We start from the raw sequence: 26,279 nt of genomic DNA, 5'->3' as shown, positions 1-26,279 counted from the left end.
GCCACCTTCAGTGCGTTGAACGCAGTGAAGGTGGCCTTCACTGCCGGTCGTGACAGGTCAGAGGTCGCCCATGTAGGGGACGTCGTGGATGGCGGGGCCCGCCATCCACTCCCGCAGGGCCCTCGTGGCGAGTACGTCGTCCTCGTTGTACCGCAGCAGGCGGGCCCGCTGGACCGGGTCGGGCGCCGCACCGTCCATCCCGACGGCGTCGCGGTACCAGCGCATCGACGCCTCCCCGCCTGCCTCCGGGTCGCGCCACGTGAACCCGGCGACCGGGGCCACCACCTTCAGCCCCTTGCCGTGCGAGCAGAGGAACTGCTCGGAAACGCTGCGGAAGAGGTCGATCCACTCGGCGGAGTCCACGAAGGACTGCACCTCACCCCGGGAGGGAATGCCGGGCAGGCCGGCGAACCGCTCGGCGGAGCCGAACAGCCAGCGGTTCTCCGCCAGCGCGTTGTAGCAGTAGGCGCGGAAGGTCAGCCCGGCCGAAGCGGCGCGCGCCCGGACGTCCGACAGCCAGGTCCAGAACTCGGCGAACGAGCGGGCCTCGTCCACCGTCGGCAGCGGCTCCCACGTGGCGAACGCGTGGTAGCCGCGCTCGACACCGATGTCCGCGCCGCTGAGCAGGCAACCCCACAGGTACGCGCCCGAGTCGCCGAAGCTCTCCATGTCGATGTCCACCTCGACGTCCGCGCGCGGCACCGACACCTCGCCGACCCGCCGCACCACGGTGAGGTCGGCGAGCCAGGCCCGCGCCAGCGCGACCGCGTCGGGGAAGGTGGTGCCGGTCCACTGGATCGGCGGTTCGTCGGCGGGATCGAGCGCGGCCAGCTCGTCCACCGTGGAAACGCCGGCCCGGCGCAGCTCCATCGCGTCCTCGCCGCGCACGACGAGGCTCACGTCCCGGCCGCGGGACAGTTCCTCCTCGCACACCGACCACCACGGGCAGCGCCTGCACTCCAGCACCCGGGACGGCTCGGCGAGCGCCGGATAGCCCGCCGCGGCCGCGCGGGCGACGGCGATCCGGTCGGCGAACCGGGTGTCGTACTCGGCGAGCGCCGTGCGGCCGCCCGGCCAGGTCTCCGCGGCCAGGTCGTGCCACACCACCACATCCGCGTCGAGCCCGATCACCCCGCCCAGCGCGTGCCGCGGCTCGGCGTGCCCCGCGCGTTCCAGCAGCCGCCGCACGTGCGCGAGCCGGAGCTGGTCCCTCGGCTGGGAACGCAGCTTCCGGGCGGGGTCGGCGACCGCGTTGCCCGGGTCGAGGTCGGTCATCGGCGTGGTCCGCGCGCCTTCCCCCGGATCGGTGATCCGGTGCCGGACCACGATGACCGGCAGATACCCGGCTGAGGTCCGCACCAGCAGTTCGGCACCGCCCCGCCTGCCCGCCTCGCGGTCGGCGGGCAGCAGGCCACCCCAGATGTAGGCGGCACCCTCGGCGAGGGCCTCGAGTGTCCGCCGCACCCGCTCCGGCACGGGCAGATCCGCGGGCACCGACACCCACCGTCGCGCGGTCGCGGCCTCGAGCCGCCGCGCGATCTCGGCCCGGTGGGCCCTGGCGTCCGCGATCCGCTGCTCGGCGGCCGGGTCCGGCGGGAGCAGCGGAGCGTCTCGCATCGCGGGGTCGTGCTCGAGGTGCACCCTTCGGCGGCAGCGGGTCACCACCGCCGCGTCCAGCAACACCTCGTTGGTCATACGTTCACTGTAGGAGAGACCACCGACCGAAACGGCCCGACCTCGCCCGGTGACACCGCCGACGTGCCCGGCCGGAAGGCGGGAAGTATGTTCGACGCCGACCGACACGGCACGGAGGTGAGGGGCGATGGCGCGCAGGAAAAGGCAGGCCGACGAGCCGAGCGAGGGGCTGACCCCGAAGAAGGCCCGCAACGCGGTCAAGGTGGCGAAGGTCATCGTGCCCGCGGCCGTCCCGGCGCTGGCCCCACTCGCCCTGCGGGCAGCGGGTGCCGCGCGGGAGGCCTACGACCACTACCAGGCGCGCCGCATGGGAGTCCCGGTCGAGCAGCTCAGCGAGTACACCGGCCGGGGCGGTGCGCTCCTCGCCCGGATCGCGGGTGCCGCGAGCGGATTGCGTGAGCTGCGGTCGTCGCCGAAGTCCACCGAGGACGACCAGCGGTTCGCGGAGCGCGGTCAGGGCACCCTGGAACAGCTGGCCGCCTCGGTGCGCGCCGCGGAGCGGATGCCCGCCGCTCGGCGCAAGGCAGCACACCGGGCGGTGGCAGCCGAACTCGAGCACATCGAGGGTCAGCTGCTGCACCGCCTCGGCATCTGACCTGTGTGGATCAGTACGGGCGGTCGCCCGCGATCGCCACGCGTTCGGCGATCCTGATCTCCGGCGCGTAGTCGTTCACCGCGTAGTGCTGGGTCGCGCGGTTGTCCCAGAACGCCACGGCGTTCTCCGTCCACGTGAACCGCACCTGGTACTCCGGCACGTGCGCCTGCGTGAACAGCAGGTGCAGCAGCCGGTCGCTCTCCGCCCGGTCCAGCCCGACGATGTGCGTCGTGAACGCCTGGTTGACGAACAGCGTGCGCCTGCCCGTCTCCGGATGCGTGCGCACCACCGGATGCTCCACCGGCGGGAACTCGGCCTGCCTGCGCGCGAGCTCGCCGTGATCGGAGAACCGCGCGAAGCCGGGCACGAAGTCGTGCACGGCACGGAGCCCTTCGATGCGGCGCTTGATCTCCTCCGGCAGGTTGTCGTACGCGGCGGCCATGTCGGCCCACATCGTGTCGCCGCCGACCGGCGGCACGCACACCAGCCGCAGCACCGACCCGAGCGCCGGGTTCGGCCGGAAGGTCACGTCGGTGTGCCAGATGTTCTCGAAGGCGGGCATGGTGGCGTCCCGCGTGAACCTGGTGACCTCCGCCGTGTCCCCGGCGGGGATGAACGGGTTGGTCTCCAGCTCGCCCCAGTTGCGGGCGAACGCGCGCTGCTGCTCCGACGTGATGTCCTGGTCGCGGAAGAAGAGGACCTTCCACTCCAGCAGCGCGCGGTTCAGCTCGGCCCGCAGTTCCGGCCGCAGCGGTTCGGCGAGGTCGACGCCGCGGATCTCGGCACCGATCACCCGGCCGAGCGGGCGCAGGTCGAACAGCTCGTAGGGCCGGGGTTCGACGCCTTCGGGGAGCCTCCGCAGCACGCGGGTGCCCTCCAGGATCCCGTCGGCGGGCACTCGTGCCGCGCGCAGGGTGAACCGCTCGGACGTTTCGACGGTCATGTGAATACTTCCTCGCTGTCGTGGACTCAGGGCGTCGAATCGCCCTGCCCCGGCGGGGAGCCGAGGCGGCCGCGACGCAGCAGCAGGGCGACGACACCGAAGCGGTCCCAGACAGCAGGCATGGACTCATCATCGCAGCATCCGGGCCGGCAGGGAATGGCACGTTCCCGGCGTCGAGCGCAGGCGATGTGCCATTCACTGCTCGTCGGCGGAGCGCTTGCGGTGCCGCTCGTAGTGACGCGCGACCCTGGCGCGGTTGCCGCACGCGGTCGAGCACCACTCCCGGCGTGGGTGGTCCTTGACGAAGTACAGCACGCAGCCGGGCGCATAGCAGGCGCGCAGCCGTCGCTCCGGGTCGGTGAGGAGGTCGACGGCCTCCCGCGCGATGCCGGACAGCGCCCGCTCCGCCGGACCCCCGCTGCATCCGGTCGACCGGTCGAGGGCGCCTGCGCGGTGGATCAGCCGCGGCCAGGTGACCGCCCGTGCCACGGCGGCGTTGACCTCCGCGACCGCCCCGTCGATGTCGGCAGCGGCCATGGTGGCGGCGGGGCGGGTGTCTCCCGTGCTCAGCGCGGCGAGGCTCCGCAGCGCGTCCCGCAACGCGCGGAACCGGTCGAGGTCCTCGCCGCCGGGCGTGGGGCCGCCCTCCGCCTGGCCCGTGGCGACGAGCCAGTCCCGCAGGCCGTCCTCGGTGGCCAGCACGTCGTGCACACCGTGCCGGTCGGCCCAGCGGGTGTTCATCAGCCGGACCGGCAACGGCTCGCCGGGCAGCACCAGCATCGTGCTCACCTTCTAACGCTAACACTTTGTTGCTTCCGTTAGAGAAGACGGCTAGTGTCCTAACGGAAACAAGTCCCGACTTCCGTTAGACAACGCTGGAGGAAGCCGTCGTGGCGCACCTGCCGCTCGTCGACCCCGCCACCGGCACGTCGCCCACCTCGACGAGGCCGACATCGCCGCCGCGCGCAGGGCCGACGCGGGCGACCCGAAGACGGCGGCGATCCACGTCGCGTTCAACGTGCTCCAACTACGTCAACAAGGCGGTGGACGTCGACATCGACTTCCCGGCCGTCACCGCCTGAACCGACTCGGGAGCGAACCCATGCACATCGCCGGTCTCTGGCGTTACCCCGTGAAATCACTCGCCGGTGAGCCGCTCGACACGGCTCGGCTGACCGGCGACGGCATCGAGGGCGACCGGATCGTCCACGTCGCCGGTGCGACCGGCCTGCTCACCGGCCGCACCAGGCACGGCCTGCTCACGGTGCCCGCGGCCACCGGCCCGGACGGCACGCCGCTGGTCGCGGGCAAGCCGTGGGACAGCCCGGAAGCGACCGAGATCGTGCGCGCCGCCGCGGGCCCGGACGCCCGGCTGGTCGGCTACCGGGGCCCGGAACGCTTCGACGTGCTGAACCTGCTCGTCGCCACCGACGGCGCGGTGGCCGAGTTCGGGTCCGACATCCGCAGGCTGCGGCCCAACCTGCTGATCGGTGGCGTGCCCGCCGACGCGGAGGCGTCGTGGCCGGGGCACGAGCTCGTCATTGGCGAGGCGGTGATCGGGGTCGACTCGCCCCGGCAGCGCTGCGTCGTCACCACGATCGACCCGGACACCGGTGAGCAGGACCTCGACGTGTTCCGCAGGCTCCGGCGCCGGTTCGGCAACGAACTGGCGCTCAACTGCTGGGTCGTCCGGCCCGGCGTCGTGCGGCTCGGCGACGAGGTCCAGCTGCGGCCGGTCAGCTCGCGGCGTCGGGCACGGTGATGAACCCCCGCTCCACCATCCAGTCCCGGGCCACCTTGGCCGGGTCCCTCCCGTCGACGTCGACCTGCTTGTTCAGCTCGATCATCTGCTCGTTGTCCAGCGCGGCGGAGACCGGCGCCAGAACCTCCCGGATGGCCGGGTGAGCTTCCAGGAACTCCTGGCGCAGCGTGACGCAGGCGTTGTACTGCGGGAAGAACCGCTTGTCGTCCTCCAGCACCCGCAGGCCCAGCCCGGCGATCCGGCCGTCGGTGGTGAACACCTCGCCGAAGTTGCAGGTGCCCGTGTCGATCGCGGTGTAGATCGCGCCCGTGCCGAACGTCTTCGTCGTGGTCACCGGGAAGCCGTAGGTCGCGCGCACGCCGGGCATGCCGTCCGGGCGGCTCGCGAACTCGGTCTCCACGCAGAACACGGCTTCCCGCGGGTTCTTCTTCAGGAAGTTCGTCATGTCCGTCGTGGTCTCCAGGCCGTGTTCGTCCGCGTACTCCTCGGTGGTGGCGAAGGCGTAGGTGTTGTTCAGCTCGGAGTACGGCAGCCACACCACGCCGTTGCGCCGCAGGTCGGCCTCGCGCACGGCCTCGTACTGTGCCCGCTCGCTCGCGATCGGCTCGTCGTAGCCGAGGTAGGACAGCCAGCCGGTCCCGGTGTACTCCCACTGCAGGTCGATCTGCCCGTCGAGCAGCGCGTACCGGGAACTGTTCGACCCGTTGATGTTGGTCAGGTCGATCGCGTTCGCCCCGGCCGCCTCCAGCGCCAGCTCCGCGATGTAGCCGAGGATGATCTGCTCGGTGAAGTCCTTCGAGCCGACCGTCACGTCGACGCCCTCCAGCTCGGGCACGTGCCGGATCGACCCCGGCCGGACGTCGAACGGGAGTGCGGCGTTGACGTTCAGCCCGCACGCCGCGGTGGACATCGCCACCAGCGCTACCCCGAGCACCGCGCCGATCCGGCGCCTCATGACAGCCCCCTCGGTCCGAGGTACTCCTCCAGCACCGCACCGATCCAGTCGACGAGCAGCGCCAGCCCCACCGCCAGCACGGCACCGACCACCAGCACCGGCACGCGGTTGAGCTTGTAGCCCGTGTCCACCAGCTCGCCGAGGCCGCCGCCGTTGACGAAGAACGCCAGCGTCGCGGTGCCCACGGCGAGCACGAGCGACGTGCGCAGCCCGGCCAGCACCATCGGGACCGCGAGCGGCAGCTCGACGCGGAGCAGCACACCGAACGCCGACATCCCGATGCCGCGGCCCGCGTCGACGAGCGCCGGATCGACCGACCGGATGCCGGTGATCGTGTTCCGCAGCACGGGCAGCAGGGAGTAGAACGCGATCGGCAGCGCCGCCGCCCACAGCCCCTCCCACTCCGTCCACAGGAAGAACAGCACGAGCACGCCGAGCGCGGGCGCCGCCTGCCCGATGTTGGCGACGGCGATGAACAGCGGTGCGGCCGGTCGGGCCCACGGCCGGGTCAGCACGATGCCCAGCGGCACCGCGACCCCGGCGACGACGGCCGCGACGACGAACGTGATCACCACGTGCTCCCACGTCTTCGTCAGCAGCGTCGCCGCGTTGATCGACTGCGCCTCGATCTCGTCGTTGTCCCTGGCGAAGGCCCAGGTCAGCACCGAACCGACGAGCACGACCACCGCGGCGGGCTGGGCCAGCAGCCGGACGCGCTCGGCGCGGCGCGAACCCGACTCGGTGGAGAAGGCCCGGACGTCCGTCGCGGCGCTCACGATGCGGCGCTCCCCGTCGGCTCGGGGGCGTCACCGTGCTCCTCGCGGAGTTGCTGGACGGCGTCGGTCACCGTACGGATGTCGACCATGCCGACGTACTCGCCGCGCGAGCCGGTGACAACGGCGTTGCCGCCCTCGGCGATGATCGCCTCCAGCGCGTCCTGCAGGGTCGACTGCGTGCTGACCACGTCGCCGACCGGCCTGCCCACGGACGTCAGGGAGGTCGCGGAGGACAGGTCCCGCACGTGCACCCAGCGCTTCGGCCGCCCCCGCTCGTCGAGCAGCAGCGCGTAGGTGCGGCCCTGCTCGGTCATCCGCTGCCGCAGCGCGCCGGGCGAGTCCCGGGTCTCCACGGCGGTGAGCGCGATGTCCGGGTACTCGACGTCGCGCACGCGCAGCAACGTGAGCTGCTTCAGCGACGCCCCCGCGCCGACGAAGCCCGCCACGGTGTCGTCGGCCGGGTTGGCCAGGATCGCCTCGGGGGTGTCGTACTGCAGGATCGCCGACTGGTCGCCGAGCACCGCGATCTTGTCGCCGAGCTTGACGGCCTCGTCGAAGTCGTGGGTGACGAACACGATCGTCTTGCGCAGCTCCGTCTGCAGCCGCAGCAGCTCGTCCTGCAGGTTGCCGCGCGTGATCGGGTCCACGGCGCCGAACGGCTCGTCCATCAGCAGCACCGGAGGGTCGGCCGCGAGCGCGCGGGCCACGCCGACGCGCTGCTGCTGGCCGCCGGAGAGCTGGCGCGGGTAACGGTCGCGGTAGTCGGCGGGCTCCAGGCCGACGAGATCCATCATCTCGTCCACCCGCTCGCGGATCCGGCTCCGGTTCCAGCCGAGCAGCCCGGGGACCACGGCGATGTTCTGCGCCACCGTGAAGTGCGGGAAGAGCCCGGCCTGCTGGATCGCGTAGCCGATCTTGCGGCGCAGCGTGTCCGGGTCGAGCCGGAGCGCGTCCTCACCGCCGATCGTGATCGTGCCGGACGTCGGCTCGATCAGCCGGTTGATCATCCGCATCGTCGTGGTCTTGCCGCACCCGGAGGGTCCGACCAGGATCACGATCTTGCCGGCGGGGATCGTCATGCTGACGTCGCGCACGGCCGGTTCGCGGCTGCCCGGGTAGCGCTTGGTGACCTGGTCGAGTTGGATCTCGACACCGCTGACGTTGTCGGAATCAGCCACGGATACCCCTCGAGACGGTGAGCCGAGCGAGGACGAAGTAGCCCGCCTCCAGCAGCAGGGCCAGGATCACGACGCCGAGCGTGCCCGCCAGCGCCTGGTTGGTCGCGTTCGCGCTGCCCGCCCTGGTCAGGCCGGAGAAGACCTCCCCGCCGAGGCCGGGCCCCTTGGCGTACGCGGCGATGACGGCGATGCCCATGAGCATCTGCGTCGCCACCCGCATCCCGGCGAGGATCGCGGGCCAGGCCAGCCGCAGTTCCACCCTGGTCAGCACCGACAGCCTGCTCATCCCGATGCCGCGGGCCGCGTCGCGGACGGCCGGGTCCACCCCGGACAGCCCGACGATCGTGTTCCGGGTGATCGGCAACAGCGCGTACAACACGAGCGCGATGACACTCGGGGTGGCGCCCAGCCCGAACACCGGGATCAGCAGGCCGAGCAGGGCGAACGAGGGAATCGTGAGGATCGTGCTCGCCAGCGCGGTCGCCACCGCGGAACCCGCGGGACTGCGGTAGACGGCGACTCCGATCAGGACGCCGACGACCGCCGCGAGCAGTGTGGCCTGCACCACCTCGCTCACGTGCAACCAGGCGGAGAGCGACAGCCGCTCCCACCGGTCCACCACGTAGTCGAACAAGCTCATGATCACCCGTTCGGTGTCGTTCACCCGTCAAAGGTGCACATACAGTTGCCGATCTTCGGCCAAACGGCAACCTCACGTCCGCGCCGAGTCCCCACCCCGGCGCTCGAACGGCCTTCCGGGTTTCCCCTACTGTGGGGCGCGTGAGCAGGCGTTCGCACCAGCGCGGGGCATCCCGCCCGGCACGCGGCACGCTGCTCGCTGTCAGCTCGGCCACACTGGCGGTCGCCGCCCACGCGCTCGCCGACGGCACGATGCCGCACCTGGCGCTCACGCTGACGCTCGCGATCGTCATCGGGTGGGTCGCGGCCGCCCTGGCCGACATCGCCCGCGGGGTGCAGGGCAGGCTGCTCGTCCTCGGCGGCGCGCAGCTCACCACGCACTGGGTCCTCGCGGGCCTCACCGCACACGACGGTGGCGTCGGCCACGGCCTCGCGATGCCGGTCACCCACGGGGTGGCCACGATGCTCACCGCGCTGGTGCTCGTGCACGCGGAGTCGATGCTCGCCGCCGCGGTCGCGTCGCTGTACCTCCTGCTGCCGGTGTCGTGGAAACCGGCGCCGATCCCGGCGGGCACACCGGTCCGCGCCGTGGTGCGCCCGACGGGCGGCCCGTACTTCGTCGAGGTCCTGCTGCGGCGGGTCAACGGCCGCAGGGGGCCGCCGCTCCTCTCCTGAACCCGGCACACCCCCTTCCCCGAAACCAGAGTTCAGGAGACTCATTTTCATGTCGACAAATCGATACTTGCTGCGCGCTGCCGTCCTGACGGGAGCCGCGGGGCTCACCGGCCTGCTCGCCGCGGGCACCGCCTCGGCGCACGTGACAGCGAACGTGTACGGCGAGACGCCGGAGCAGGGCGGCTACGGCGCCATCGTGCTGCGCGTGCCGAACGAGGAACAGGACGCGGGCACCACGAAGCTCGAGGTGACCATCCCCGCGCAGTACGAGATCAGCTCGGCCCGCACCAAGCCGGTCCCCGGCTGGACCGCGGAGGTGACCAAACAGGACGTGGTCACCAAGATCACGTGGACCGCGCGGCCGGGCAACGAGATCGCCGCGGGCTCCACCTCGTACGAGGAGTTCCCGTTCACCCTCGGCAAGCTCCCCGAGAACGTGGACACGCTGGTGCTGCCCGCGGCGCAGACCTACTCCAGCGGGAAGGTCGTGCGCTGGGACCAGCCACCCACGGACGGCGGCGAGGAGCCGGAACACCCCGCCCCGGTCGTCGAGCTCGCCGCCGCGTCCGGCGGCCACGGTGCGCACTCGACCACGGCCGACACCGAGAACACCGCGGCCGGTGGTACCGAGGAGGCCGGCGCGAGCGACGACACCGCACGCTGGCTCGGCGGAGCCGGACTGGTCGTGGGTGCGCTCGGCCTCGGCGTCGGCGCCGGTTCCCTGCTCAAGTCCAGGAAGAAGGGAGTCTCGTGACCCGGCTGCGGCGGGCGGCGCTCATCGCCGGGCTGGCCGCGCTGACCCTGCTCGGCGTGGCCGCGCCCGCGTCGGCGCACAACGTGCTGATCTCGTCCGACCCGGCCGAGGGCGACCGGCTCGCCACCGCCCCGAGGCAGGTCACCCTCACCTTCGACCAGGAGGTGCAGGACGCGGGGACGAACGAGGTCGCCGTGACCGGGCCGGAAGGCGGCCGGTGGGCCGAGGGACCGGTACGGGTGGACCGCAACGTGGTCACCGCGCCGCTGCGTCCGCTGGGACCCGCGGGCGAGTACGTCATCGGGTTCCGCATTCTGTCCGCCGACGGGCACTCGGTGTCCGACGAGATCCGGTTCACGCTGACCGAGGCGGGCCAGGGGACTCCCGCGAGCACCAGCCCGGCGGCGGGCGGCCAGGGAGGTGACCAGGCAGGCCAGGGCGACCAGGCGAACCAGGGCACCGACCAGGAAGCGGCGGAGTCGTCCACCGGCGTGCCCGTCTGGGTGTGGATCCTCGGCGCCGTCGTCCTGCTCGCCATCGGACTGACCGTCGCGTTGCGGATGGGATCCTCGCCGGGCAAGCGGTCATGAGCCCGGCCGGGACCGCCCCGCGCGTCCGGTACACCGCCCTCGCCTGCACGGTCGCCGCGGCGATCGCGGGCGTCCTCACCGGTGTCGCACTGAGCGCCACCGGTCCGGTCACGGGGGTGGCGGACGTCAGCGGGGCGGTCTCGGTCGGCATCCCGCTCACCCGAGCGCTGTTCGACCTGGCCGCCGTGGTGACGGTCGGGCTGGCGGTGCTCCCGGTGCTGGTCGGCGCCGACCAGCACCGCACCGCCGAACCGGTGCTCGCCCGCGCACGGATCGGCACGGTCGCCGGTGCGCTCGTGTGGACCACGACCGCACTCGTCCTGCTCGTGCTGCAGACCGCCGAGTTCCGGCCGGGCGCCGCCACGATCGGCCTCGGCGACATCCGCGACTACGCCGGTTCGCTCGCCGCGGGGAAGGCCCTGCTGGTCGTCACGGGGCTGACCCTGGGCCTCGCCGGGCTGGGGCTGCTGAGGATCCGGCTCGGCGAGCGGGTACCCCCGGAGTTCCCCATCGGGCTCGGCCTGCTCGCCCTGCTCCCGCTGCCGGTGACCGGGCACGCCGCGGGCACCGCGCTCGGCGACCTGACGATGATCTCGATGGAGCTGCACGTGCTCAGCGCCGTCGCGTGGACCGGCGGGCTCGGCGCCATGGCCATGCTCCTGCTGGGCAACCGCGTGCTGCTGGCCGGCGCGCTGCCCCGCTTCTCCCGGCTGGCGACCGTCTGCCTGCTCGTCTCGGCGGCGACGGGGCTGTTCAACGGGCTCGCCGAGATCGTGCTCAACCCGGCCGTCGAGCCGCTGCCCGGCCTGTTCACCACCGCGTACGGCAGGCTGGTGCTGCTCAAGGTGCTCTGCCTCGGTGCCATCGCCGCCCTCGGGGCGCACGTGCGGTGGCGGCTGCTGCCGCGCATCGAGCGACGCGAGCACACCGCGCTGGCCACGTGGGTGAGCGCCGAACTACTCGTGATGGGACTCGCGTTCGGCCTCGCCGCGGTCCTCGCCCGGGCCCCGGTGAACTGACGTCCTGGGCCAGCCGGACGGGCTAACGTATTACTCTGTGTGGCTGCAAATTGCACATTTGGGCTAAGTAATGGTTCGTCTGGGGTGATTAGTCGGACCGAATTCATTACCGGCAGCCACTGCATTTCGGGCAAACGGCGAGCGGTCACTTCTCGTCGCCAAATGTCAGTGGATCCGGCGAAATGCAGCCCTTCAGCGGTACCGGACCCACCGGGAACCGGTCCGGCCCGCGCGCAGGTCGGCGAGCCTGCGGTGCAGTTCGTGCCGCACCGAGGGGTGGCTGCGCAGGATCGGCAGGACGCTCGTCGTCAGCTTGAGCTCCCTCGCCGCCCTGAGCACCGCGAAACCGGACCACGTCGTCACGTCGAACCCATAGGCCCTGGCCAGCGAGTCGTACCAGGTCCGGGGGTCGCCGAAGCGCTCCCGGCCCACCGCGAGCGGCGTCAGGTCCCACTCCGGCGGGCCCGCGCACGACGAGTCGAAGTCGCACAGCACCGGGCCGTCCGGGCCCACGATGACGTTGCCGGGGTGGGCGTCACCGTGCACGAGGCCCCTGGCCAGCGGGAAGTCGAGCTCGTCGAGCGCGGCCTCGACCTCGGCGCAGCGGCGCAGCAGGAAACGGCGGTCGTCGGCGGAGAGCTCCTCGGCATCGGCCACCCTGGCACGGACGTCGTCCAGCGGCGCCCACTCGCCGATGTCGGCCAGCGGTGGCAGCGCGTGGACCTGCCGCAACAGGCTCGCGAGCTCCGCCGGGGTGGCCCGCCGTCCCGGCTTCGGCACCCGCTGCCACACCGTGACGACGTGCTCGCCGATCTCGATCGGCTGGTGCACCCCGTCGAGCAGGCGGATCGCGGGCACTCCGGCACGGGCGAAGTACCGCGCGATCCGGACAACCCGGTGAGCCCGGTGCCGCAGCTTCCGCGAGCCGACGATGCGCACCACCACCGGGTCGGTGGCCAGCGAGTACACCGCGTTGTTGGTGAAGCGCAGCAGCTCGGCCCCCTCCGCCCGCAGGCCGAGCAGGGCACACGTCTGGTGGAGCACCCGGTCGAGCTTGTCCCTGGTGAACCGGCCGTCCAGCGAGATGGTGCCCCCCATGTGCCCGCTCCTACGTGAAGAAGGCATTCATCCGCTCGACGAGCTCCCGCGCGTCGGCGTTGTTGGCACGGCGCTCGGCCTCCTCGCGGAGCGGGCGCATGCGGTCCTTGATCCGGCCCGACTTCAGCCCCTCGGCGCAGTCGAGCGCCTTGCCGCCGATCTTGGCCCCGTAGTCGATGTCGCCCTCGAGCAGGTGGTTCGTCGCCAGCGCGCTGAGGTTGAACGTCTTGCTGCGGGCCATGTCGTCGCCGTAGGAGTCCACGGCCTTGTTCAGCGCCGGGATCGCGTACTTGGTGTGCGTCGCGTCGTGCTGGGCGAGCGCCGTGTGCACGGTGCCGACCATCGCGTAGACGTCGGTCTCGGTGAAGAACCGCACCCAGGACTCGGCGTTCGCCAGGTCGGCGCGCTGGAACTCGTCCCGCGTCCGGCCCAGCAGCTTCACCGCCTGCTCGGCGTTGCCCATCATCGCGTAGGCCCAGGCCTCGTTGGCGCAGAGCACCGCGACGGCGAGCTCCGAACCGGACTCCTGGGCGGCGATCTGCCCGAGCTGGAACAGCTTGAGGGCGTCGTTCGGCGCCTCCTGGTGCAGGTAGACACGGCCCATGCGGTACAGGATGTTGGCGACGAGCGGGTGGTTCTCGCCCTGTTTGGCCAGGTCCAGCGCGTGCGCGAAGTGGCCGCGCGCCGAGTCGATCAGCCCGATGTCGAAGGACGTCCAGCCGGCGAGGCTGTGCAGGTCGGCCAGCGCCACGTACAGCCGCGTGCGGACCGGCTCGGTGCCGCTCGCCTGCAGCATCTGCTGCCCCCAGGACAGCTGGGCGACCACGGCGTCGCGGCAGAAGCCACCGCCGTACTGGTAGTCGAGCGCCCGGAGGGCTCTCGTCGCCGCTTCCACCTGCCGGACATCCGTCATGCCGATCCGCCCAGGTGCGGGGGTCCTCGCGGGGCTCGCCGCCCAGGCCTCGGACGTCGGCCCGAAGACCGCCGCCCCCATCGTGACCTGCGCGGCGTGTGCGAGGAACTTCCGCCGTTTCACGGACTCGTCCTCCTCAGCCTGCTGCTCGTCGGCGGCGCCGACGACCTGAATCTCCGTCGCCTCGTCGTAGGCGAGGCCCATGTACCCGCGGGGAATCCCCAGGCCATCGGAGATCCGCGAGAGCACGTCGTAGGCCATGACCTGACGACCCTTGAGGATCTCCGACACCTCGGACTGGGACTGGCCGGTCATCGCGGCGATCTGGCGCTGGGAGACGCCGTGCTTGCGCAGCTGGCGGTAGACCTCGCTGATGTTGCGAGCGGCCAGCGCGTCGCGCATCTCGCGGTCTTCCCAGGTCTTCGCCGGGATGCGAGCCTGCTTGGCATCGCCTGTGTCCATGTGCGCCCCTCCACAGTCCATCGGGCGTCGGTCAGCAGCGTAGGCAAGAACTATTGAACCGCGCGAAACCCTGATTGTGCCGCCTGATCGGCCCAACCGAACTCCCGCGACCGTTTAACGTGGAACCCTTGCCGGTCGCCGCTATGACGGCCATCGAGGGTTCTTTCCCCGTTCTTTTCGTCGCAATGTAGTTCCAGATCTCCGTGACCCGGCGAACACGAGCCGCGATCACGGAGAGCGACCAGAGCGAAGGAAGACCGGCGAGTAGAGCGGAGCAAGGACGTGGAGTTCGTGCCCTCGAGCACAGCGGAGCGAGCTGTGCCCTCGGTGAGCTCGGTGGCCTCGGCCACCGTCACGACCGCCGCGAAGCCCGTCCGCCGGTCCCCCGTCTCCGGAGCGGTTCGCTCCGCACTGCCGTCCTCGGCGCTCGACACCCGCGCGGCGGGAATCCGCCGGACCGAGGGTGGTCAGCTCGTGTGGCGCGTGCAGTGCGGCGACCTCATCAGCCGCGAGCGCTGCGTGACGGTGTTCGTGGACGACGGCCAGGTGGTGCTCGTCGGGCCACCCGGTGAAACGGCACGGCTGACGGCCGGCCAGCTCGGCCAGCTCAGGGCCGCGCTGAACGAAGCCGCCAAGATGGCGGAAAGGTGACGGTGAGTTCCAGGTGGATCAGATCCTCGGACAGGTGCTCCGCAACGCGGTGTGGGAACGCCTCGACATGCTTTCCGACCTCGCGGAACGTGCGGACGACACATCGGTGGTCTCCGTGGCGCGCTCCGAGCTGCCCCGCCTGACCGAGGGCTGGCGGGCCATGCTCAAGGCCCACGAGCCCGACGAACGTGGTGACTGCCCCACCTGCTCCACCCGGTGGCACAAGTGCAAGGCCCCGTGCTCGGTGTGGCAGGTCGCGCACGAGCACCTGGTCGCCGGAGGTCTGGCGCCCCAGCAGAGCACCAGGCGGCTGGGACGTCGCCGTGCGGCCCCTGCCCAGGCGGCCCCGGCCCAACCGGTCCCCCAGCAGCAGGCAGGCAAGCATGCCCTGGTCCCCCCGCCTGCTGCGCGGGGTGCCATTGCCGGAGCCCCCGTCCGGTAGTGGCCACGATCGCCGGCGGCCGGCTCATGCGTACCCCCGAGCGTGATGAGCCGGTCGTCGGCCCCACCCCGACCCCGATTAATCGAAAAAATGTGACTCAACCCCTAGCGAGCGGAGTAATCCGCCGTTATGTTGATCACCGCTAGCGCGCCGCACAACTACAGAAGCGAGCGTGGACACCCCCGCCCACGATGCGGCCCCGATACCCCGCGGGCCGGTGCCGTTGCACTCCCCCTCCCCCGACCGGCACCGGTCCGCGGTCCCCATCACCGCACCCCGCGCACGCGGCTCATCAGCAGCCCGGCAGACAGCGTCGCCACGGCCGACGCCGCGAACAGCCCGGGGTAACCGCCCAGGCTCGCCAGCAGCACGGCGGCCACCAACGGAGCCACCACCTGCGGCAGCGTGTTCGCGATGTTCACCAGCCCGAGGTCCTTGCCCCGGCTCGACGCGGCGGGCAGCACCTGCGTGAGGATCGCCAGCGCGACCGCCCAGTACATGCCGAAGCCCAGCCCGAGCAGTGGCGCCGCCGCGAGCGCGGCGGGCCAGGTCTGCCAGCCCACCAGCAGCAGCGCGGCGGCGGCCATCAGCCCGCAGGAGACGAGCACGTACGGCCTGCGCACGCCCGAGGAGTCGGACAGCCTGCCCGCGCCGAGCGCGCCTGCCGTGAGCGCGACGCCGTAGAGCGCCATCAGCACGAGCAGCGCGGTCTCCGGATCCGGATGCCGCACGGCGTCGGTGAGGAAGAACAACAGGTACAACGTGCCCAGGGCGTTGCCCAGCCCGACAAGGAAGTGGCAGCCCCATGCCCAGGCGAAGTCCGGATGCCGCCGGGGTGACACCCACAGGCCGGCGGCCAGTCGCCGCAGCGGAGCCGAGGGGCGGAACGCGACCGGCAGCGGCTCGTCCGGCGTACGGACCACGAACAGCGCCGCCCCGAGCAGCACGGCGACCGCGCAGGCGAGGTAACCGCCGGGCAGGCTGGTGACCAGCAAGGTCACCACGACCGCCCCGAGCACCGTGCCCAGCATCTGACTGATACCGACGAACCCGCCCACCCGCGCCCGCTGTCGCACGGGAACGCGGTCGGGCAACGCGGCCGTCAGCGCCGCCAGCATGCCGCCGAGCCCGGCCTGCACCAGGCACCAGCCCACGCCCATGACCACGACGTTCTCCGCGCGCGCCAGCACGGCGAGCCCGCTCGCACCGGCGAGCGCGCCGGCGACCGTCCACGGGTGACGGCGGCCGAAACGGGAACACGTGCGGTCGGAGAGGAGCCCGATCACCGGGTTGGCGACGAGGGCGGCGAGGGCGCCGAACCCGGTCACGATGCCGAACACCGCCTCCTTGTCCGCCGCGTCGAGCAGGGCCGCCTGACGCGGCAGCAGCACCTGGATCGGGGCGTAGATCGCCAGCCAGAGCCCGAGGTTGGCGGCGAAGAGCAGGCCGGTCCAGCCCGCACGGACGGGAACCACCGGTTCGGCCAGCGCGGCGGGCAGCTCCGGCACGTCGAGCACCTCAGGCCTGAGCACGGAGCACGTCCCGGAACCAGTGGTAGGAATCCTTGGGCGTGCGGCGCAGCGTCGCGTAGTCCACGTGCACGAGACCGAAGCGGGGCGCGTACCCCTTCGACCACTCGAAGTTGTCCAGCAGCGACCACACGTAGTAGCCCCGCACGTCGGCCCCGGCGTCCAGCGCCTCCCGCAGCGCGCGCAGGTGGGTGGCGAGGAAGTCGATGCGTGCGTGGTCGTGCACCCCGCCGTCCGGCGCGACCTCGTCGGCGAAGCCGCAGCCGTTCTCGGTGATGTACACGGGTGGCAGCGCCGCGCCGTACCGCTCGCGGAGCGAGACGAGCAGTTCACGCAGCCCGTCCGGGACGATCGGCGAACCGTTCCCGGTCATCGGGTGGCCCTCGACCGGCCGGAGCTCGAACGGTAGCGGGTTGCCCGCTCCTGGGCTGGCGGCCACCTGCGGCTCGTAGTAGTTGACGCCGTAGAAGTCGAGCGGCTCGGCGATGGTGGGCAGGTCGTCGGCGAAACCCGCGGGCAGGTGCTCGGTGAACTCGTCGGGGTAGCTGCCGAGCAGCACGGGATCGGCATAGAGGCGGTTGACCAGCGCGTCGAGCCGGTCGGCGGCGGGCCGGTCGGCCTCGGTCGCGGGCCAGACGGGGCTGTGGTGGTTGGCCGTGCCGACGCACCGCGCGCCCGCCGCGCGCAGGGCCCGTACCGCGAGCCCGTGGGCGAGGTGCTGGAAGTGGGCGGTGGGCAACGCACCGAGCAGGAGCGCCTTGCCCGGCGCGTACTCGCCGATCGCGTAGCCGTAGACGGTGGTGACCATGGGTTCGTTGAGCGGGATCCACCTGGCGACGCGGTCGGCGAAGCGCTCGGCGAGGATCGCCGCGTACTCGGCGAAGCGTGCCGCGGTGTCCCTGGCCAGCCAGCCGCCCGCGTCCTCGAGCGGTTGCGGCAGGTCCCAGTGGTACAGCGTGCCCACGGGTTCGATCCCCGCGGCATGGAGCTCGTCGAGCAACCGGTCGTAGAAGGCGAGGCCGTCGCCGTTCGGGATGCCCTTGCCGGTGGGCTGGATCCGTGGCCAGGCGAAGGAGAACCGGTACTCGTCGACGCCGAGGTCGGCCATCAGCCGGACGTCCTCGGCGTAGCGGTGGAAGTGGTCGGTGGCGACATCGGCGTGCGCGCCGCCCGCGACCCGGCCCGGGGTGGCGGTGAAGGTGTCCCAGATGGACGGCCCGCGACCACCCGCTCGGGTGGCGCCCTCGATCTGAAACGCGGATGTCGCGACTCCCCAGCGGAAGCCGGGCGGGAACTGCAGGCTGTCCACCAGCACTTTCTCCCCTCGCCGGGCAGTTAATGTGAATAGTTCTCACATGTTAGGCGGTCACTCGACCGAGGAGAAGGTCATCGACACGATAAAGTCGCTGACCTGCACAGCAAGGAGCACGACGTTGTCAGAGAACCGGACCGCGACCCCGCTGCGGCGCCAGCCCGTCCAGCAGCGCAGCGCGAAGCGGGTCGAGCGGATGCTCGACGCCACCGCCGAGCTCATCCAGGAGATGGGCTACGAGGCGGTCACCACCACCCTCATCGCCAAGCGCGCAGGCGTCGCCGTGGGCTCGCTGTACCAGTTCTTCCCGGACAAGCGGGCGGTCGTGCAGGCACTGACGCAGCGCAACCTCGAACGGTTCATGGCCGCCGTCGGCGAACGGCTCGGCGGCGTCGACCACCAGCACTGGTGGGACGTGGTCGACTCGCTGCTCGACATCTACCTGCGGATGCACCGCGAGGTGCCCGGGTTCTCGAAGGTGCACTTCGGCGATGTCGTGGACGTGCGGCTGCTCGACGACCGGCGGGACAACAACCGGGTCATCGCCGACTCGCTCACCCAGCTCATCACCAGCAGGCTCGACCTCTCGGCCGAGCAGGTCGCCCTGCCGATCTCGATCGCGGTCCAGGCCGCCGACGGGCTGCTGAACCTCGCGTTCCGCCGCGACCCGCAGGGCGACCCCGAGGTCGTCGCCGAGACGAAGTTCCTCATCAAGGGCTACCTGGCCAGCAGGCTCGGCGAGTAGCCCCGCTCCGGCGGATCAGCCGAACGACCGGCCCTCACCGCGGTAGGTCGGCACCGTGCGCTCGATGCGATCACCGCTGACCAGGTGGTACTCGGTGAACCGCTCCGCCAGCTCGCCCGCCTTGGCGTGCCGGAACCACACCCGGTCGCCGAGACGCAGGGAACGGGCGGCCCGCCCCGCGACCGGCGTCTGCACCTCGCCCGCGCCCTCGACCCGCAGCAGCCGCAGGCCCGAGGGCAGGTGCGGGCACGGCAACCGGGACGGTCCCGGCTGGCCCGACGCGACGAACCCGCCCGAGAACAGGGTCACGATGCCGCGGGCGGGCCGGTGCACCACGGGCAACGCGAACAGCGCCGCAGGCCGCGGGGAGAACCGCGAGTACCCGGCGAACAGCCGCGGTCCGAGCAGGCCGGACCCGGCGGCGATCTCGGTCACGGCACCGTCCGCCCGGGTGGACTCGATGCTTCCGGTGCCGCCCCCGTTGACGAACTCCAGCTCGGTCACCGCCCTGACCTCGGCGACCGCCGCCGCCCTGCGCCGGGCCAGCTCGGCGGCGGAGCGACGCTGCACCAGCCGCACGAGCCGGTCCCGCACGCCCCCCTCGGCGTCGGGAACACCGGCGATCTGCCCCTCGTAGGCCATCATTCCCACCAGGCGGAACCCCGGTCGCGCGACGATGGTCCTGGCCAGCGCACCGGCCTGGCGCGGGGTGAACACCGGGGACCTGCGGGTCCCGATGTGGACGCCAGGCAGCGGCCGCCAGCTCGCGTCGAGCTCCAGGCACACCCGGACGTCCGGGTGGCCGGGACCGAGCGCGTCGTCGACCACGTCGAGGTGCTCGGTGGAGTCCACCATCAGCGTGATCGCGGCACGAGCGCCAGGGTCGGCGGCGAGCGCGCGCAGGGCCTCATGGTCGACGGTCGGGTAGGCGATGACGATGTCGTCGCTCGTGCCGTGGTGGAACAGCCACAGCGCCTCGGCGAGCGAGTACGCGAGCACTCCGGAGAAGCCGGGCCGCGCGAGCACGCGTTCCAGCAGGGCCCGGCACCGCACCGACTTGCTCACGACGCGCAGCGGGACGCCGCCCGCCCTGCGCACGAGATCAGCGGCGTTCGCGTCGAACGCAGCGAGGTCGACGATGGCGAGCGGCGGGTCGAGATCCTTCGTCGCCACGTCGTACGTCATCGCGTTCAGGGAGGTCACAGCAGTACGGTACGGCAACGACGATTGAAACGCGAATAGCATTCACTTATCGTGTGCTCACTTTCGGTCGCACGAGGGACGAGCGGGGGAGCAGCCGTGGGAACGTGGACCAACTGGTCCGGTACCGAGACCGCGACACCGCTGCGCGTGCACCGGCCGCGCAGCACCGCGGAGATCGCTCAGGTGGTGGCCGGCGCCGCGGTCGAGGAGCGAACGGTCCGCGCACTCGGCAGCGGGCACTCGTTCACCGGGATCGGCGTGGCGGAGTCGGACGCGATCGACCTCTCGCAGTGGACCGGGATCGTCGCCGCGGACACCGTGACCGGGCTCGTCACCGTGCGGTCGGGCACCACCCTGCGGGCCCTCAACGCCGAACTCGACGTGCTCGGGCTGGCCATGACGAACCTCGGAGACATCGACGCGCAGACGATCGCGGGGGCGATCTCCACCGGAACGCACGGCACGGGCGCGCGCCTCGGCGGCCTGGCCACGCAGGTCGCCGCACTGGAGATCGTGCTCGCCGACGGCACCGTGGTCACCTGCTCGGAGGAGCTGCGGCCGGAGCTGTTCGCGGCGGCCAGGGTCGGGCTGGGCGCGCTGGGCGTGCTGAGCACGGTGACGCTGCGCTGCGAACCGGCGTTCGTGCTGGCGGCCGAGGAGGGCCCGCGCCCGCTGGCCGAGGTGCTCGACGGGTTCGACGAGCTGGCCGCGGCCAACGACCACTTCGAGTTCTACTGGTTCCCCTATGGCCGCAACGCACTCGTCAAGCGGAACAACCGGCAGCCGGCGGGCACGACCGCGCGGCCGCTGTCCGCCGTGCGCGAGTTCGTCGACTACACGCTCGCCGAGAACGTCGCGTTCGGCGCGCTGTGCCGCCTCGGCCGGACCGTGCCGCGACTGGTCCCCACCCTCGGCCGGGTCGCTTCCGGCGCGCTGTCCGAGCGCCGGTACTCCGACACCTCGCACCGGGTGTTCGCGACGCGGAGGTCCGTGCGGTTCGTCGAGTCGGAGTTCGCCGTGCCGAGGGAGGCACTGCCCGGCGTGCTGGCCGAGCTGCGGGCGCTGGTGCCGAAGCTGGAGTGCCCCGTGGCGTTCCCGGTCGAGGTCAGGGTGGCCGCCGCCGATGACGTGTGGCTGTCGACCGCGTACGGGCGCGACTCGGCCTACATCGCCGTGCACCAGTACGTCGGCATGCCGTACCGGCAGTACTTCGCGGCGTTCGCCGACATCGCCGGGTCGGTCGGCGGGCGGCCGCACTGGGGCAAACTGCACCCGCTCGACGCCGCCGCGCTGCGCGAGCGGTACCCGAGGTTCGACGACTTCCTCCGGGTCCGCGCCGAGGTGGACCCGAACAGCGTCTTCCGCAACGCCTACCTCGACCGCGTACTCGGCGCGGCCGGGATGTCATGAGTGGCTCAGGACAGTCCGTAGGACGCGAGCGTGCGGTCGAGTACGGCTTCCTGGACCTCGGCGGAGTAGGTCTCGGGATCGGCGACGGCGAGGGTGTTGACGCCCTCCACCAGCGCGACCAGCGCCGTCGCGACGGTGGACACCGCGTCCGCGGACCAGTCCGGGCGCGTTCGCGCCACCAGCCGCGCGACGCGCGCGAGGAACGACCGGTTCGCCGTGGTGTGCCTGGCCGCCAGCTCCTCGTCGGCGAGGGCCGCGGCGAGGTAGCCGAGCCACACGCGGGCCTCCTGCCGCTTGTCCGGATCGAGCGACGCGGCAAGCACCAGCACCGACCGCAGCACCCGGCCGGGTGGCTCGGCCCCGGCTTCGAGCCGGTCCATCGTCCGGCCCGTCCGCTCGTGCAGCAGGTCGCGGGCATGGACGAGCAGTGCCCGCTTGTCCGGGAAGCGGTGCAGCACCAGCCCGGTCGTGCACCCCGCCTCCGCGGCGACCGCGCGCAGCGTGAGGCCCTGCGGTCCGGAGGAGGCCATGATCCGCCACACCGCCTGCGAGATCCGCTCGGCCTGGGCGACCCGGTCCGCTGTGCGTGCCATGCGACCACCTTTCGTAACATCTGTTACGGTAACATTTGTTACGAAGGAGGCGCATGGACATCGACGTGCGAACCGAGGAGTGGGACTCCGCCGACGGCGAGCGGCTGCGCGCGGCGCAACGGGCCGAACTCGACGCGCGCTACGGCAGCGACGACCATGAGCCCGGCGCCCGGCCGTCGGCGGGGGACATCGCCGTGTTCCTCGTCGCCAGGGACGGCACCGGCCGGGCCGTCGGATGCGGCGCGCTCCGGCTGCTGGGACCGGAGACGGCCGAGATCAAGCGGATGTACGTGGTGCCGGACGCGCGCGGCTCCGGGGTGGCGGTGGCGGTGCTGCGCGAACTGGAACGGCACGCGTGGCGGCTCGGTGTCCGCACGGTGAAGCTGGAGACCGGCCCCGCGCAGCCGGACGCGATCCGGTTCTACGAGCGGGAGGGCTACCGGGCGATCGACAACTTCGGCCCGTACCGGGGCGAGCCACTCTCCCGCTGTTTCGCCCGTGACCTCACCCCGCAACCGTCGTGAGTGGACACTACAGGCGGGAGACGGCTTCCTCGATGGGCGTGTTGCCGGAGGTCAGCTCCAGCGTGCGCCCCGCCGTCACGGCGTCGGCCAGCAGCTCCACCAGCACGGCGGCGACGTCCTCCCGGGGCACGTCGGCTCGCGGCACGCTGTCGGCGAGGTGCACCAGTCCGGTGCCGGGCTCGTCGGTCAGCCGCCCGGGACGCAGGATCGTCCAGTCGAGGTCCCGTTCACGCAGGTCCTGCTCGGCGGCGGCCTTCGCCCGGAGGTAGGCGGCGAACACCTCGCCGACCCGCGCCTCGTCGATCTCGTGCCCGGCCCCCATCGAGCTGATCTGCACGAACCGCCGGACACCTGCCTGCTCGGCGGCCTCGGCGAACAGCACGGCCGCCCCTCGGTCCACTGTGTCCTTGCGGGCCACGCCACTGCCGGGGCCAGCCCCGGCGGCGAAGACCGCGGCATCGGCGCCGGCGAGCACCTCGGCCACCTCGTCGGTCTCCGCCAGCTCGAGGTCGAGGACCACCGGCTCGGCGCTCAGGTCGCGCAGGCCCGCCGACTGACCGGCGTCACGGATGATGCCCACCGCCTGATCGCCGTTCGCGGCGAGCATCCGCTGCAGGTGCGACGCGATCTTTCCGTGGCCACCGGCAATCACCACACGCATGTGGCCAACCCTACCGAGGTCACTCGGCCCCGGCTGGCACCTCCGCCGCCAGCAGCTGCTCGTAGACCATCTCGTTGACCCAGCGGGACACGGCGTCCTCGCCGACCGTCATTCGCTCGCCCCGTCCGGCCAGGTCGAGGTTCACCACGGCGTCCTCGTCGGCCGACACGACGGCCAGCCCGTAGATCCGGGCCCGCGGCAGGCAGTTGTCGACGTAGTCGTGGCTCATCGTCGCGGAGGCGGGCAGGACCATGGCCGCGTCGCCGTAGCGGGCGAACGGGACGGTGGACGCCATCCCGGTGCGCCAGTGGCGGGCCACGGCCAGCACCCCCACGATCTCGGCGGCGGCGGCCGGTGCGGTGGCCGCCAGCTCGGGCCACGTCCAGGTGGACACGGTCGCCCGGTCGGTGACCGGGGCCACGCCCATCGCGATCCGCTCCGCGTGCGCCTCGGTACGCAGGCGGGCGACGACGAAGACCCGGCGGCCGAACAACGTCATCCTCGGCAGCACGACGCCGTCCCAGCCGAGCTGCGCCGCGGCCTCCCTCGCCAGCTGTTCCTCGCTCGCCGGCAGCTCGATCGGCGGGACGACGCGACTGGGGAGCGACCGGGTGTCGTTGGAACCGCTCGTCACCGCGGTCTGCCCAGGTGTTACCGCCACGAAGTCCGCCTCCTTCTGCTGTGTCTGCGAATCGAATGCGAGTCACAGTCCTTGTGCGGCGCCGCTTGCGAAAAACGGCACATGAACTGGGTACCAGCTCGGAACACCGCTGGTCTGCGGGTAGTGACCTCGGCTGCGATCGGCGGCGCCGAACGGTCGGTGACCGGTCGGTAGGCGGTCAACGGACTTCGGTCCGACCGTGCCGCCGGACGGGTGATGTCGGGGCGAACGGTCCGTGCACCCCCGCCGAACAGGGCATCCGCCGGGTGACGTTCACCGCAGCGGTGCCGTACCCCCGCACGTTAAGGTCACGGCCGAGTAACCGCCAGTGTTGGAGGACCGATGCGCTCGCCGAAGGACTTCTTCGCGCCCCTCGCCGTGGGGGCACCGGAGCCGGTCAGGCAGATCCCCACGTTGCCGTCGAGGATGATCCATTTCTTCGATCCGAGCAACGAGAAGATGGTCGCGAAGGCACCGGAGCTCGCGAAGAAGGTCGACGTGCTCCTCGGCAACCTGGAGGACGCCGTCAGGGCGGACCGCAAGGAAGCCGCCCGTGGGGGGCTGGTGCGCATCGCCAAGGCCACCGACTTCGGCCGGACCCAGCTGTGGACCCGGGTCAACAGCCTGGATTCGCCGTGGGTCCTCGACGACCTGATCACGCTGGTGACCGAGATCGGCGACAAGCTCGACGTGATCATGATTCCGAAGGTCGAGGGCGCGCGGGACATCCACTACGTCGACCGGCTGCTCGCCCAGCTGGAGGCGCGGGCCGGCCTCACCAGGCCGCTGCTGGTGCACGCGATCCTGGAGACGGCGAGCGGGGTCGCCAACGTCGAGGAGATCGCCGGAGCGAGCCCGCGCATGCAGGGCATCTCGCTCGGCCCCGCGGACCTCGCCGCGAGCCGCCGGATGAAGACCACCCGCGTCGGCGGCGGCCACCCCGGCTACCTGGTGCGGACCGATCCGGTCGGCGAGGAGCTCACCGAGGGCCGCACCACCTACCAGCAGGACCTCTGGCACTACACCGTCGCGCGCATGGTGGACGCGTGCGCGATGCACGGCATCCTCCCCTACTACGGCCCGTTTGGGGACATCCGCGACGTCGTGGGCTGCGAGGACCAGTTCCGCAACGCCTTCCTGCTCGGCTGCGTCGGGGCGTGGAGCCTGCACCCGGTGCAGATCGACATCGCGAAGAAGGTCTTCTCGCCCGACCCGGCCGACGTGGCCTGGGCGCGCAGGGTGATCGACGCGATGGGCGACGGCACGGGCGCGGTGATGATCGACGGGAAGATGCAGGACGACGCGTCGGTGAAGCAGTGCCGCGTGGTGGCCGAGCTCGCGGACGCGCTCGCCGCGCGCGATCCCGAGCTGGCCGAGGCGTACGACGCGGCGACGAAGGAGGCGCTGGGCTCATGAGGCCGCGCAGATCGGTCCTGTACCTGCCCGGCTCGAGCGAGCGGGCCCTGGAGAAGGCCAAGACGCTGCCCGCCGACGCGTTGATCCTCGACCTCGAGGACGCCGTGGCCCCGGACGCCAAGGCGGCCGCGCGCGAACGGGTCTGCGCCGCCGCGGCGGCGGGCGACTACGGGTCGCGTGAGGTGACGATCCGCGTCAACGGCCTCGACACCGAGTGGCACGACGCTGACCTGCGGGCCGCCGCACAGGCCGGTCCCGCCGCCGTCGTGGTGCCGAAGGTGAACTCCGCGCGCCAGGTGCACAACATCGAGCGCGCGCTGGAACTCGGCGGCGCACCGGAGCACACGAAGATCTGGGCGATGGTCGAGACGCCGGTGGCGATGCTGCACGCGGAGGAGATCGCCGCGGCGAGCGACCGGCTCACCGTGCTCGTCATGGGCACCAACGATCTCGCGAAGGAACTGCACGCCGAGTTCGTGCCCGGCAGGGGGCCGCTGCTCGGCGGTCTCTCGCTGTGCCTGCTCGCCGCCAGGGCGACCGGCAAGGTGATCCTGGACGGCGTCTACAACGACGTGCGGGACCTCGAGGGCTTCGAGGCCGAGTGCAGGCAGGGCCGCGAGTACGGCTTCGACGGCAAGACGCTCATCCACCCGGGACAGATCGAGCCGTGCAACCGCGTTTTCGCGCCGTCGGACGAGGAGATCGCGCAGGCGCGCACGGTGATCGAGGCGTTCGAGCAGGCACGGAGCGAGGGCCGTGGCGTGGTCACCGTGGACGGTCGGATGATCGAGAACCTGCACGTGGACAACGCGCGGCGCATCCTGTCGCTCGCGGAGGCCGTCGGGAAGGGCTAGCGGCGGGTGAACAGCGCGTACGGGTTGTTCGGCATCGGCGGTGCGGCGGTCGGCAGCCTCGTGAGCGGGCCGATCGCCGACGCGTTCGGCATCACCGCCCCGTTCTGGGCCGCCGGGGCGGTGATGGCGGCCGTGACCGCACTCGCCTGGCGCACCTTCGGCAGGCGGCTGCTGGCTCATCCCGGTGACTGATCCGGAATGCCGGGTCCGCGCTCGCGTTGTAC

General features: G+C 71.9%; 30 protein-coding genes. 15 read left to right on the top strand and 15 right to left on the bottom strand.

Features of this window, described 5'->3' with window-relative positions; genetic code table 11:
* Positions 1-57 precede the first annotated feature (57 nt).
* Positions 58-1,695 carry a TM0106 family RecB-like putative nuclease gene (locus B0I33_RS14695; RefSeq protein WP_106179306.1) on the bottom strand — a complete coding sequence of 546 codons (1,638 nt, stop codon included), beginning with the start codon at positions 1,693-1,695 and terminating at the stop codon, positions 58-60.
* Positions 1,696-1,822: 127 nt separating this feature from the next.
* Here B0I33_RS14695 and B0I33_RS14690 point away from each other — a divergent pair, with 127 nt between their 5' ends.
* Positions 1,823-2,290: a DUF6474 family protein gene (locus tag B0I33_RS14690; RefSeq protein WP_106179305.1), complete on the top strand. Its 468-nt coding sequence runs from the start codon at positions 1,823-1,825 to the stop codon at positions 2,288-2,290.
* A gap of 10 nt (positions 2,291-2,300) precedes the next feature.
* On the opposite strand, the gene B0I33_RS14685 is transcribed toward B0I33_RS14690, so the two are convergent.
* Entirely contained in the window at positions 2,301-3,233 is a 933-nt protein-coding gene (locus tag B0I33_RS14685) for a TauD/TfdA dioxygenase family protein (RefSeq protein ID WP_106179304.1), read from the bottom strand.
* 195 nt (positions 3,234-3,428) lie between these two features.
* Complete coding sequence (locus B0I33_RS14680; RefSeq protein ID WP_106179303.1) at positions 3,429-4,013, bottom strand: CGNR zinc finger domain-containing protein; 585 nt, start codon at positions 4,011-4,013, stop codon at positions 3,429-3,431.
* Positions 4,014-4,123: 110 nt separating this feature from the next.
* Here B0I33_RS14680 and B0I33_RS14675 point away from each other — a divergent pair, with 110 nt between their 5' ends.
* A complete protein-coding gene (locus B0I33_RS14675) occupies positions 4,124-4,315 on the top strand; it encodes a hypothetical protein (protein WP_106179302.1) in 192 nt (63 codons plus the stop codon).
* A gap of 20 nt (positions 4,316-4,335) precedes the next feature.
* Complete coding sequence (locus tag B0I33_RS14670; RefSeq protein ID WP_106179301.1) at positions 4,336-4,995, top strand: MOSC domain-containing protein; 660 nt, start codon at positions 4,336-4,338, stop codon at positions 4,993-4,995.
* Here the strand turns inward: B0I33_RS14670 and B0I33_RS14665 are convergent.
* The 4 genes from B0I33_RS14665 to B0I33_RS14650 are packed head-to-tail and all read right to left on the bottom strand — an operon-like array spanning position 4,970 to position 8,544.
* Complete coding sequence (locus tag B0I33_RS14665; protein WP_106179300.1) at positions 4,970-5,950, bottom strand: glycine betaine ABC transporter substrate-binding protein; 981 nt, start codon at positions 5,948-5,950, stop codon at positions 4,970-4,972. The genes B0I33_RS14670 and B0I33_RS14665 overlap by 26 nt on opposite strands.
* Positions 5,947-6,726, bottom strand: coding sequence for an ABC transporter permease (locus tag B0I33_RS14660; RefSeq protein WP_106179299.1), 780 nt, complete (start codon positions 6,724-6,726; stop codon positions 5,947-5,949). Before B0I33_RS14660 ends, B0I33_RS14665 begins: the two co-directional genes overlap by 4 nt.
* On the bottom strand, positions 6,723-7,904 hold the full coding sequence (locus B0I33_RS14655; protein WP_106179298.1) for an ABC transporter ATP-binding protein: 1,182 nt from the start codon (positions 7,902-7,904) through the stop codon (positions 6,723-6,725). The genes B0I33_RS14660 and B0I33_RS14655 overlap by 4 nt, the downstream gene beginning before the upstream one ends.
* On the bottom strand, positions 7,897-8,544 hold the full coding sequence (locus B0I33_RS14650) for an ABC transporter permease (protein ID WP_106179443.1): 648 nt from the start codon (positions 8,542-8,544) through the stop codon (positions 7,897-7,899). The genes B0I33_RS14655 and B0I33_RS14650 overlap by 8 nt, the downstream gene beginning before the upstream one ends.
* Before the next feature lie 140 nt (positions 8,545-8,684).
* Here B0I33_RS14650 and B0I33_RS14645 point away from each other — a divergent pair, with 140 nt between their 5' ends.
* From B0I33_RS14645 to B0I33_RS14630, 4 genes are read left to right on the top strand one after another with little or no spacing between them, the layout of a single operon-like run.
* Positions 8,685-9,218: a hypothetical protein gene (locus B0I33_RS14645; protein WP_106179297.1), complete on the top strand. Its 534-nt coding sequence runs from the start codon at positions 8,685-8,687 to the stop codon at positions 9,216-9,218.
* Between the two features lie 49 nt (positions 9,219-9,267).
* Positions 9,268-9,972, top strand: a complete 705-nt coding sequence (locus tag B0I33_RS14640) for a YcnI family copper-binding membrane protein (protein WP_106179296.1) — start codon at positions 9,268-9,270, stop codon at positions 9,970-9,972.
* A 5-nt stretch (positions 9,973-9,977) separates the two neighbouring features.
* Positions 9,978-10,562, top strand: coding sequence for a copper resistance CopC family protein (locus B0I33_RS14635; RefSeq protein ID WP_106179442.1), 585 nt, complete (start codon positions 9,978-9,980; stop codon positions 10,560-10,562).
* Complete coding sequence (locus tag B0I33_RS14630) at positions 10,559-11,581, top strand: copper resistance D family protein (protein WP_106179295.1); 1,023 nt, start codon at positions 10,559-10,561, stop codon at positions 11,579-11,581. Before B0I33_RS14635 ends, B0I33_RS14630 begins: the two co-directional genes overlap by 4 nt.
* Before the next feature lie 192 nt (positions 11,582-11,773).
* Here the strand turns inward: B0I33_RS14630 and B0I33_RS14625 are convergent, their stop codons facing one another.
* Together B0I33_RS14625 and B0I33_RS14620 are read right to left on the bottom strand one after the other, a co-directional pair.
* Entirely contained in the window at positions 11,774-12,679 is a 906-nt protein-coding gene (locus tag B0I33_RS14625) for a phosphotransferase family protein (protein ID WP_245900686.1), read from the bottom strand.
* 10 nt (positions 12,680-12,689) lie between these two features.
* Positions 12,690-14,054 carry a helix-turn-helix transcriptional regulator gene (locus B0I33_RS14620; RefSeq protein ID WP_106179294.1) on the bottom strand — a complete coding sequence of 455 codons (1,365 nt, stop codon included), beginning with the start codon at positions 14,052-14,054 and terminating at the stop codon, positions 12,690-12,692.
* 318 nt (positions 14,055-14,372) lie between these two features.
* Here B0I33_RS14620 and B0I33_RS14615 point away from each other — a divergent pair, with 318 nt between their 5' ends.
* Both B0I33_RS14615 and B0I33_RS14610 read left to right on the top strand, forming a co-directional pair.
* Positions 14,373-14,705 carry a hypothetical protein gene (locus tag B0I33_RS14615; RefSeq protein ID WP_425440475.1) on the top strand — a complete coding sequence of 111 codons (333 nt, stop codon included), beginning with the start codon at positions 14,373-14,375 and terminating at the stop codon, positions 14,703-14,705.
* A gap of 13 nt (positions 14,706-14,718) precedes the next feature.
* Positions 14,719-15,147, top strand: coding sequence for a hypothetical protein (locus B0I33_RS14610; RefSeq protein WP_106179292.1), 429 nt, complete (start codon positions 14,719-14,721; stop codon positions 15,145-15,147).
* Between the two features lie 266 nt (positions 15,148-15,413).
* On the opposite strand, the gene B0I33_RS14605 is transcribed toward B0I33_RS14610, so the two are convergent.
* Together B0I33_RS14605 and B0I33_RS14600 are read right to left on the bottom strand one after the other, a co-directional pair.
* The gene (locus B0I33_RS14605) at positions 15,414-16,679 is read right to left on the bottom strand and encodes an MFS transporter (protein ID WP_425440474.1); all 1,266 of its coding nucleotides are present in this window, start codon (positions 16,677-16,679) and stop codon (positions 15,414-15,416) included.
* The gene (locus tag B0I33_RS14600) at positions 16,666-17,985 is read right to left on the bottom strand and encodes a GH1 family beta-glucosidase (protein ID WP_106179439.1); all 1,320 of its coding nucleotides are present in this window, start codon (positions 17,983-17,985) and stop codon (positions 16,666-16,668) included. Before B0I33_RS14600 ends, B0I33_RS14605 begins: the two co-directional genes overlap by 14 nt.
* Before the next feature lie 124 nt (positions 17,986-18,109).
* Here B0I33_RS14600 and B0I33_RS14595 point away from each other — a divergent pair, with 124 nt between their 5' ends.
* Entirely contained in the window at positions 18,110-18,733 is a 624-nt protein-coding gene (locus B0I33_RS14595) for a TetR/AcrR family transcriptional regulator (protein WP_245900684.1), read from the top strand.
* A gap of 15 nt (positions 18,734-18,748) precedes the next feature.
* Here the strand turns inward: B0I33_RS14595 and B0I33_RS14590 are convergent, their stop codons facing one another.
* Positions 18,749-19,918, bottom strand: coding sequence for an amino acid deaminase/aldolase (locus B0I33_RS14590; RefSeq protein WP_245900706.1), 1,170 nt, complete (start codon positions 19,916-19,918; stop codon positions 18,749-18,751).
* Positions 19,919-20,032: 114 nt separating this feature from the next.
* Between B0I33_RS14590 and B0I33_RS14585 the strand changes: the two genes are divergently transcribed.
* The gene (locus B0I33_RS14585) at positions 20,033-21,346 is read left to right on the top strand and encodes a D-arabinono-1,4-lactone oxidase (protein WP_106179289.1); all 1,314 of its coding nucleotides are present in this window, start codon (positions 20,033-20,035) and stop codon (positions 21,344-21,346) included.
* Between the two features lie 5 nt (positions 21,347-21,351).
* Here the strand turns inward: B0I33_RS14585 and B0I33_RS14580 are convergent, their stop codons facing one another.
* Complete coding sequence (locus B0I33_RS14580) at positions 21,352-21,939, bottom strand: TetR/AcrR family transcriptional regulator (protein WP_106179288.1); 588 nt, start codon at positions 21,937-21,939, stop codon at positions 21,352-21,354.
* A gap of 53 nt (positions 21,940-21,992) precedes the next feature.
* Here B0I33_RS14580 and B0I33_RS14575 point away from each other — a divergent pair, with 53 nt between their 5' ends.
* Positions 21,993-22,463 (top strand): GNAT family N-acetyltransferase, encoded by a 471-nt coding sequence (locus tag B0I33_RS14575; RefSeq protein ID WP_106179287.1) that lies wholly within the window; start codon positions 21,993-21,995, stop codon positions 22,461-22,463.
* A gap of 7 nt (positions 22,464-22,470) precedes the next feature.
* On the opposite strand, the gene B0I33_RS14570 is transcribed toward B0I33_RS14575, so the two are convergent.
* Together B0I33_RS14570 and B0I33_RS14565 are read right to left on the bottom strand one after the other, a co-directional pair.
* The gene (locus B0I33_RS14570; RefSeq protein WP_106179286.1) at positions 22,471-23,124 is read right to left on the bottom strand and encodes an NAD(P)H-binding protein; all 654 of its coding nucleotides are present in this window, start codon (positions 23,122-23,124) and stop codon (positions 22,471-22,473) included.
* 19 nt (positions 23,125-23,143) lie between these two features.
* Positions 23,144-23,785: a hypothetical protein gene (locus B0I33_RS14565; RefSeq protein WP_106179285.1), complete on the bottom strand. Its 642-nt coding sequence runs from the start codon at positions 23,783-23,785 to the stop codon at positions 23,144-23,146.
* Between the two features lie 342 nt (positions 23,786-24,127).
* On the opposite strand from B0I33_RS14565, the gene B0I33_RS14560 reads away from it, so the two are divergent.
* The 3 genes from B0I33_RS14560 to B0I33_RS14550 are packed head-to-tail and all read left to right on the top strand — an operon-like array spanning position 24,128 to position 26,247.
* Entirely contained in the window at positions 24,128-25,201 is a 1,074-nt protein-coding gene (locus B0I33_RS14560) for an HpcH/HpaI aldolase/citrate lyase family protein (protein WP_106179284.1), read from the top strand.
* Complete coding sequence (locus B0I33_RS14555) at positions 25,198-26,055, top strand: HpcH/HpaI aldolase/citrate lyase family protein (protein ID WP_106179283.1); 858 nt, start codon at positions 25,198-25,200, stop codon at positions 26,053-26,055. The genes B0I33_RS14560 and B0I33_RS14555 overlap by 4 nt, the downstream gene beginning before the upstream one ends.
* 6 nt (positions 26,056-26,061) lie before the next feature.
* Positions 26,062-26,247: a hypothetical protein gene (locus B0I33_RS14550; protein ID WP_106179282.1), complete on the top strand. Its 186-nt coding sequence runs from the start codon at positions 26,062-26,064 to the stop codon at positions 26,245-26,247.
* The last annotated feature ends 32 nt before the right edge of the window (positions 26,248-26,279 follow it).

Origin of the sequence: Prauserella shujinwangii (genome assembly GCF_003001955.1) — a bacterium.
GTDB classification, from domain to species: Bacteria; Actinomycetota; Actinomycetes; order Mycobacteriales; family Pseudonocardiaceae; genus Qaidamihabitans; species Qaidamihabitans shujinwangii.
This window is presented reverse-complemented; position numbering and strand designations above follow the sequence as displayed.